Below are 6,773 nucleotides of genomic sequence, written 5' to 3' on the forward strand. Positions count from 1 at the left end.
TCGCCTGAGGGAATTACGATCGTTTCGCGGTTGATGGCCCGCGCGCAGGCATGGGCCGCACCCCAGCTGTCGGCGACCGCCACGCGGGCAGTAAGCTTCCTGCCCAGAAACTGGTTGGCGATCTTTGTCACCATTGGCAGCTCGCCGCCCTGCAGGTGGTCGGCGCCTTCGGTATCCATGACAATGCCGTCGATCCCATCGACGGCAACGATTGGCGAATAGATCGTCATCGCCCAGAGCGTGATGCGTTCGAGGGCTACCCGATCGGCTTCGATATCCGCGTCGACCATCATCAGACCGCGAAACAGCGACTGCGCCTTCGCCGCCGGCATGCCGACATGCACGCCTGCCGCTCTGGCAGCCGGGTCGGCAGCCGAAACCCATCGCTTCGAACCGCTTCTTGCAATCACGGCGATCGGCTGTTCAGGCGGAATGGAGGGATCTGCCCGCCGTATTCGATCCGTCGGCAGATCCGGAAGATAAATGGATACGACCCTTGTCATCACACGCTCTCACGAGAAACTCAGCACACTCACCCGCTTTCACGCGCATCAATTCCAGGAACCACTGAGGCCTGCCCACCCCCGGTACCGGCAGCTCCTCAGACGGCATCACACTCACCCGCCATCTCGTCGTTGACGCCGTCGGCTGGCCAAAATCATTCGCCTCGCTCTGCCGTCGCCATCGCCGAACGCCAAGCGCCATCGTACCGGTTCGCTCGGCAGCCAGCTGCAGGCGGCGGGAACTAACCATCGGCAGGCGCACAAGTTCGCCGACGACCGCCCCGAGACCGCCAAACGACAGCCCCTCCTCCATATTGGCCAGAACATCCTCTTCCCTGTCGGACTCCACGAAGATGACGCGGTCGGGATGAAGGCCAACCTGGGCAAGCGCCGGGAAAAACAGATCGGGCCGCGTCAGACACCAGATGACGGGGCCTTTGGTCCTGGCGGCAATGCCGGCCACAAAAAGCGCGGCAGCCGCTCCATCGACCGTACCGGATCCGCCGCCCGCAAACTCATGCAGGGCTCCATAAGCAAGACCCCCGCCAGGCAAGGCCGCGTCGATTTCGGGGACGCCGAAGGCGAGTGTGCCAGCCCGTTTCGCGGCTGCGCCCTCCATCGAGGCAATGCGGTCGCGCAAGTCGCAGATCACATCCAAGACCCCTCCAGGGGCCCTGGGGGAACGGGCAGCAGTCATCGTTCACGGCTCCCTTCAGGGTCGTGTTCAAAAGATCGACATCATGTCGCACAGGCTATTTGTTCATTGTTTGTTCTGGTGACGCGAAAGAGTCAAGCACCACAAGGTTGAGGAATACTATCCTAGTATTAGCAAAACCGAAGATTCGAAAAGGATTCAAGGATGTAGGGATAACAAGAATTTTTACCGCACTCCCTCGTGTCGAGCTCCGGATCGTGGATAGCGGGGATAGATGAGCGGCGTCACACTATTCTTAAGGTTTTCGTGCTGAAGTCTCGCCATGACGAAGCCACCGAGATCAAAGCCGCTCCTTCGTGATATCGAAGCCCCGATCCGCTCAAAGCGGCATCGGAAGCGTAATCCTGCACAGCCACAGCTTCTGTTCGATCCTATGCCTGATCGCGTCGAGCCGGCGCTTGCTGAGCTGAAGGCCCATCCGCCAAAAGGTGACCAGTGGAGTTGGGAGCTGAAGTGGGATGGCTACCGGCTGGCGGTGCATATCGAGCCTACAGGCGTCCGTATCCTCACCCGCGGTGGCCATGACTGGACACATCGGTTTCCGGCGATCGAACAGGCTGCCCGAGCGCTTGGCCCGGCAACGATGATCATCGATGGCGAGGCGGTGGTGCTCGACGAGGAAGGGCGGCCGGATTTCGACCTGCTGCAGAAGTCGTTGGGGGCTTCGGGCAAGGCGGCCGGAAATCGAGCATCTGAAGCCGTCCTCTACGCTTTTGATCTTATGTACCTCGACGGCCACGATCTGCGGGAGATGGAATACCGATCACGCCGGCATCTTCTCGAGGATACGATAAAGGCAAATGACGGCGCCATCCGTGTCTCGGAAACACTCGACGCCGAACCGGAAGTTCTGTTGGAGCATGTCCGCAGCCTTGGCCTTGAGGGGATCGTCGGCAAGCGTATCAATCAGCCCTATCGCTCCGGCCGAACCGGCGATTGGGTGAAGATCAAATGCGTTGGGAGTGAAGCCTTGATGGTTGTCGGCTACGAGCAATCGGCCGCATCGCCAACGGGCTTCGCATCGCTGGCGCTTGCCGCCTATCGCGGTGATGATCTCGTCCATGTCGGAAACGTCGGCACGGGCTTCAAGGAAGCCGAGATGATCAGGCTGCGCGAGATACTCGACAAACTCCGCTGGAAGCGAAAGCAGCCCCTGTCGCCTTTGCTGAAAAATCAGATATCGTCTGGGTCGAGCCAACCCTGATCGCCGAGATCGAGTTCCGGGCGTGGACGGGAGACGGCAAATTGCGGCATGCTTCCTATAAGGGCCTGCGGGAACGTCAGGACAACGCCGACGTTTACAGGCTCGACTAGCGACGCCGGCGGACCTCAACCGTCAAACTGCATTCGGTCGCAACGGAGGAATTGCTGCCATGTGCAATCTTTATCGCATGGAAGACAAGGACTGGGTCTCGAAATGGGCCCAGGACGCCGAAAGCTTTATCAACCTGATGCCCGCCTATCAGATGAACCCGGACCAGATGGGACCGATCGTCCGCAACACGGCTGACGGAAAGAAGCAGCTCGTGCATGCGCGATGGGGCCTGCCCTCCCCTCGCTTCGCCCTGGAGAAGACGGCCAAAGCCAGAGCCGAGAAGCTCGCAGCCAAGGGTAAGCCCTACGATCTTGAAGAACTGATCCGCATGGAGCCGGATCGCGGCACGACCAATGTCCGCAAGCTCAATTTCCAGCACTGGATGCGGTGGTTCGGCGTCGAGCACAGGTGCCTCGTCCGGTCACAAGTTTTGCCGAACCGGATCCGGCAAGCAAAGAGGACGGTGGCAATGTGCCCAATGCGTGGTTTGCGCGCGACGAGGCAAAATCGCTGATGTTCTTCGCCGGTATCCACGTGCCGCAATGGAAAAGCGTCCGCAAGGTGAAGGATGGAATGACCACGGACGATCTCTATGGCTTCCTGACCACGGATCCGAACGATCTTGTGAAGCCAATCCACGAAAAGGCCATGCCTGTTCTGCTGCTCACGAATGAAGAAACCGACGTCTGGATGCGAGCGCCTTGGGACGAGGCTAAACACCTCGCCCGTCCACTACCAACTGACGCGCTCATCATCTTGTCACGTGAACCTTACGGGTTATCGATCGTGTCGAAATCTGGCGAGCCGGTGGAGCAAGGCAGCCTGCTCTAACCCGCCTGCCATTTCAAAGGAGATCGATTACTTCATTCTCCGCTTCTTCACCGGTTCAGTCTGCAGCTCTATCCAGACGGGCGCGTGGTCGCTGGTGTGGTCCCATCCGCGCACATGCCTGTCGACCTCTGCTTTGGAGAGCATTGCCGCAGCTTCGGAACTCAGCAGGAAGTGGTCGATCCGCAACCCCGCATCGCGTGCATAGGCATTGCGGAAATAGTCCCAGAACGTATAGATGCGTTCGTTCGGATGAAGATGCCGTAGTGCATCGGTCCAGCCTAGATTGACCAGATCCCTATAGGCCTCCCGGACTTCCACCCGGAACAACGCATCGTTCGTCCAGCGCTCCGGCTTATAGACGTCGATATCTGTAGGCATGACGTTGTAGTCGCCTGCGAGCACGACCGGAACTTCAAGTTCGAGCAGCTCCGCCGCATAGTCATGCAGCCTCTTGAACCAGCGAAGCTTATAATCGAATTTCGGCCCGGGGTAGGGATTACCGTTCGGGAGATAGAGCCCGCCGATGACGATGCCGTTGACGATTGCCTCGATATAGCGGCTGTGTTCATCTTCCGGCTCACCGGGCAGACCTTTCCTCGTGAGGTGGGGCTCCTGACCCTTGGCAAGGATCGCCACACCGTTCCAGGACTTCTGGCCCTGCCAGACGGCACCATAGCCAGCGGCTTCAATCGCCTTTATCGGGAACTTATTCTGCGGCGCCTTGAGTTCCTGCAGGCAGACGACGTCCGGCTCGGCCTCATCCAACCATCGGAGGAGAATTTCGAGCCGGCCGTTGACGCCATTGACGTTATAGGTCGCGAGCTTCACCGATCAGTGCCGACCGATTTCTGCTTCCACCTTTTTGCGAGAATTCCCGGCGCTCTTCACGGCCTTCTTGACCGTGTCCTTCGAGACACCTTCCTTCTTCGCCTCGTAGCGGACTTCATGATCCTGTCCGGCTGCGACCTTGGCCCGATCCTGGGCCCTGCCTCGCGATGTGGTTGCCATTGTCGTTCTCCTCATGGTTTCGGTCACCGGAAAACGGACGCTGATTCAAGAAGTTCCATTCTATCTGTTGCGCGTGATCCTCGGACGAGCTTGTTGCTGAGAGCCGCTGGGCACCCGCTGGCGCAACAACCTCATCACATTTCTTTTAAGGCGAGCATGCTTGATTGTACGACAGCGAGGGTCAATCCCCCGCCCGCCCCGGAAGCCCGGTCAGATCCTGCGCCCATCCCAACGCCGAGGAGCACCAGATCTGCGAGCGGGGCCTAAGCTCCTGGCGCTGATTGACCGTCCCCAGTCTGATCCCGACCTCTTCGGCATCTTCGTTTTCCCCCGTCGTATAGATGGGCGATCCGCAATCGGAACAGAAGAACTGCAGCCGTCGGCGGCCGTTGTCGGCGATTTTGACGTAAAGTCTGGGCTCGCCGGACGTTATCTGAAACTGGCTGCGTTGCGTGCTGACGGTCACCCTGTAGGCGGTTCCCGTCAATCTCTGGCAGTCTGTGCAGTGGCAGATCGAGACGTCTTGTGGATCGATCTCGGCTTCATAGGTGATGTTTTTGCATTGGCATGCGCCATCGATGTGCAAATCAGCCCTCCATCCGTGTTGCTGTTTCCATAAGGGTGCCCCTCTCAAGCCGACGTCAGTTCTGTCGGCCCTGCACCCCCTGAACCGGTTCTTGATTTCTACCTTTGCGCTTTTCGCGGGATTTTGCCTGCCTTCTTGCCTCCCGCAGTTCGATCAATGTCGGATGCCACCATCCGCGGTCTTTTTCGTATTCGGACGGTTCTTGGCGCGCGGGCCACGTGTGAACCAACTCCTCCAGCGTCGGTAGACGCCATCCCGCCCACACGTGCTCAGCGCTGACGTCAGGATGGTGCTCGGAAACTTCATTCTGATCGACGAGCTCACCCGTGATTTCGGTGATGACCACGACCCCATAGGCGGTTGTACCAATCGGCCGACCGAGAGGCGGTAGATCATCGCTCGGGACCGGAAGTCTCTTCTTACGTCGCTCCGAAGTTCGGCGTTTTGCTTTGGCCTCTTCCTCAGTGCCTCTCCTCGCTTCGGCCCTTTTGCGTCGCTCCGAGGGTTCGGCCCACTTGGCAGCATCCTCGATGGCTTCCCACCGCTGCTGCAGCTCGTCATAGGAAGAATAAGGAACCTCCCAGACCTTGCCGTCCCCGTTCCAGCGGGCGAATGGAATCTGCCGGAGTTCGTCGACGACGGTGCGGGAATATGGCGTCCGGACGCGCAAACCGCGGTCGTGGACCTCAAGGTATGGACTGAGGATCGGCTCGAACTCGAAGGCGTCACGTCCTTTTGCCTCCTCGAACGGAGTTCTACGCGAAGCTTCCGACGCCAGCCACCGGTCGATGCGGCGCCGCGCCGTGCTGCCAGGAACCGTCCAGGCCTGAAGGCGGTCGCTCCACCGCGCCTTCGGGAAGGTCTCGCGAAACCGCGCCACAGTCATGCGGTCGAACGAAAACGCGACCGTTTCCGACGCCGGGCTGTCTTCGTGATCCTCATCATGTTCGTCGTCCATGGCAAGAAACGATCTAGGATCGACCGAAGTTGCAACTAAGCCGGCGCCTCCGTGAGGAACCTGGGTGCCTTAACCGCGAAGACATAGATAAGATCGAAGAACAGCTCGGCGGAGCTGAACTTCGCATGGTGACTGTCACGGCGGCGAAACAGCGGATGATGTTGAGAAGTGTGATCGGACATGATCCCTCCTCAGCGTGCCAAACGCCAGGCGATGCCGCCCGCAATCACCGCTGGTACCAGGAAGACGACCGCCAGGATTGGCAGTTCGTCACGCACCGACTAACCGGCCTTCGTCACTCCCACTCACATATTGACGAGCGAGACGGTGAGCCACGCCGGGATGAAGAGTTTGGCGGCCATGGCGAGGTCGGGAACGGGCCCGCCCCATAGTCTGCCAAACAGGAAAAACAGGCCGAGCAGCACGAGCCCGGCCCCGATTACCATCGCCATGTGTATGAACTGGTCTCCCTATGAGAACGCGTGGTTGGGTTATTTCCAGTCTTTGGCTGCGGGGGAGAGATGCAGCTCGACATCGGACGTATAAACCGACGCCCCGTTTGCGTCGAAAAGCGCCCCGGCAGTCTCGCGATTGCCGGGGCCGATGTCTTACTTCGTGGTGTAGCCGCCGTTGACGAGGATGGTCTGACCGGTCATCCACCAACCTTCCGAGACCATAAAGCGAATGTAGGGCACAATGTCCTCGATATCGGTGAGGCCGGTCTTGGAAAACTTCGACAATGCCGCGGCCGTTTTGTGATAGGCGACAGCATCCGAGCCTTCTGCCGGATAGAAGAATGGCGTGTCCATGGGGCCTGGACCAATCGCCGTTACCGAGATGCCTCGCTCGCCGAACTC

9 protein-coding genes and 2 pseudogenes are annotated in these 6,773 nt (G+C 59.4%); 2 read left to right on the plus strand and 9 right to left on the minus strand.

Annotated features, from left to right (window positions below):
- Window positions 1–503, minus strand: a 503-nt coding sequence (locus ACUTJJ_RS24295) for a Y-family DNA polymerase (protein ID WP_445543698.1), incomplete at its 3' end; no start/stop codon positions are given.
- A complete protein-coding gene (locus ACUTJJ_RS24300; protein WP_445543699.1) occupies window positions 424–1,200 on the minus strand; it encodes an ImuA family protein in 777 nt (258 codons plus the stop codon). The genes ACUTJJ_RS24295 and ACUTJJ_RS24300, both read right to left, overlap by 80 nt.
- Before the next feature lie 280 nt (window positions 1,201–1,480).
- Between ACUTJJ_RS24300 and ligD the strand changes: the two are divergent.
- Window positions 1,481–2,532 (plus strand): annotated as a pseudogene (gene ligD / locus ACUTJJ_RS24305) (non-homologous end-joining DNA ligase).
- A gap of 59 nt (window positions 2,533–2,591) precedes the next feature.
- Window positions 2,592–3,364 (plus strand): annotated as a pseudogene (locus ACUTJJ_RS24310) (SOS response-associated peptidase family protein).
- Between the two features lie 27 nt (window positions 3,365–3,391).
- Here the strand turns inward: ACUTJJ_RS24310 and xth are convergent.
- From xth to ACUTJJ_RS24345, 7 genes are all read right to left on the minus strand, one after another.
- Window positions 3,392–4,192, minus strand: coding sequence for an exodeoxyribonuclease III (xth, locus tag ACUTJJ_RS24315; RefSeq protein ID WP_445543700.1), 801 nt, complete (start codon window positions 4,190–4,192; stop codon window positions 3,392–3,394).
- Window positions 4,193–4,195: 3 nt separating this feature from the next.
- A complete protein-coding gene (locus tag ACUTJJ_RS24320) occupies window positions 4,196–4,372 on the minus strand; it encodes a DUF3606 domain-containing protein (protein WP_018099080.1) in 177 nt (58 codons plus the stop codon).
- A gap of 181 nt (window positions 4,373–4,553) precedes the next feature.
- Window positions 4,554–4,958, minus strand: coding sequence for a GFA family protein (locus tag ACUTJJ_RS24325; RefSeq protein WP_445543701.1), 405 nt, complete (start codon window positions 4,956–4,958; stop codon window positions 4,554–4,556).
- A gap of 55 nt (window positions 4,959–5,013) precedes the next feature.
- Window positions 5,014–5,916, minus strand: a complete 903-nt coding sequence (locus ACUTJJ_RS24330; protein ID WP_445543702.1) for a hypothetical protein — start codon at window positions 5,914–5,916, stop codon at window positions 5,014–5,016.
- A gap of 35 nt (window positions 5,917–5,951) precedes the next feature.
- The gene (locus ACUTJJ_RS24335; RefSeq protein WP_445543703.1) at window positions 5,952–6,098 is read right to left on the minus strand and encodes a hypothetical protein; all 147 of its coding nucleotides are present in this window, start codon (window positions 6,096–6,098) and stop codon (window positions 5,952–5,954) included.
- Window positions 6,099–6,221: 123 nt separating this feature from the next.
- Complete coding sequence (locus tag ACUTJJ_RS24340) at window positions 6,222–6,368, minus strand: hypothetical protein (protein WP_445543704.1); 147 nt, start codon at window positions 6,366–6,368, stop codon at window positions 6,222–6,224.
- Window positions 6,369–6,524: 156 nt separating this feature from the next.
- On the minus strand, window positions 6,525–6,773 hold a 249-nt coding region (locus tag ACUTJJ_RS24345), incomplete at its 5' end, for an SDR family oxidoreductase (RefSeq protein ID WP_445543705.1).

The sequence above is a fragment of the Agrobacterium sp. DKPNP3 genome, assembly GCF_052686535.1.

Bases quoted from the DNA above. Each gene is read 5' to 3' on its own strand.
- ACUTJJ_RS24300 (WP_445543699.1), bottom strand. From the start codon at position 1,200: ATGACTGCTGCCCGTTCCCCCAGGGCCCCTGGAGGGGTCTTGGATGTG.
- ACUTJJ_RS24330 (WP_445543702.1), bottom strand. From the start codon at position 5,916: ATGGACGACGAACATGATGAGGATCACGAAGACAGCCCGGCGTCGGAA.
- ACUTJJ_RS24335 (WP_445543703.1), bottom strand. From the start codon at position 6,098: ATGTCCGATCACACTTCTCAACATCATCCGCTGTTTCGCCGCCGTGAC.
- ACUTJJ_RS24340 (WP_445543704.1), bottom strand. From the start codon at position 6,368: ATGGCGATGGTAATCGGGGCCGGGCTCGTGCTGCTCGGCCTGTTTTTC.
- ACUTJJ_RS24320 (WP_018099080.1), bottom strand. From the start codon at position 4,372: ATGGCAACCACATCGCGAGGCAGGGCCCAGGATCGGGCCAAGGTCGCA.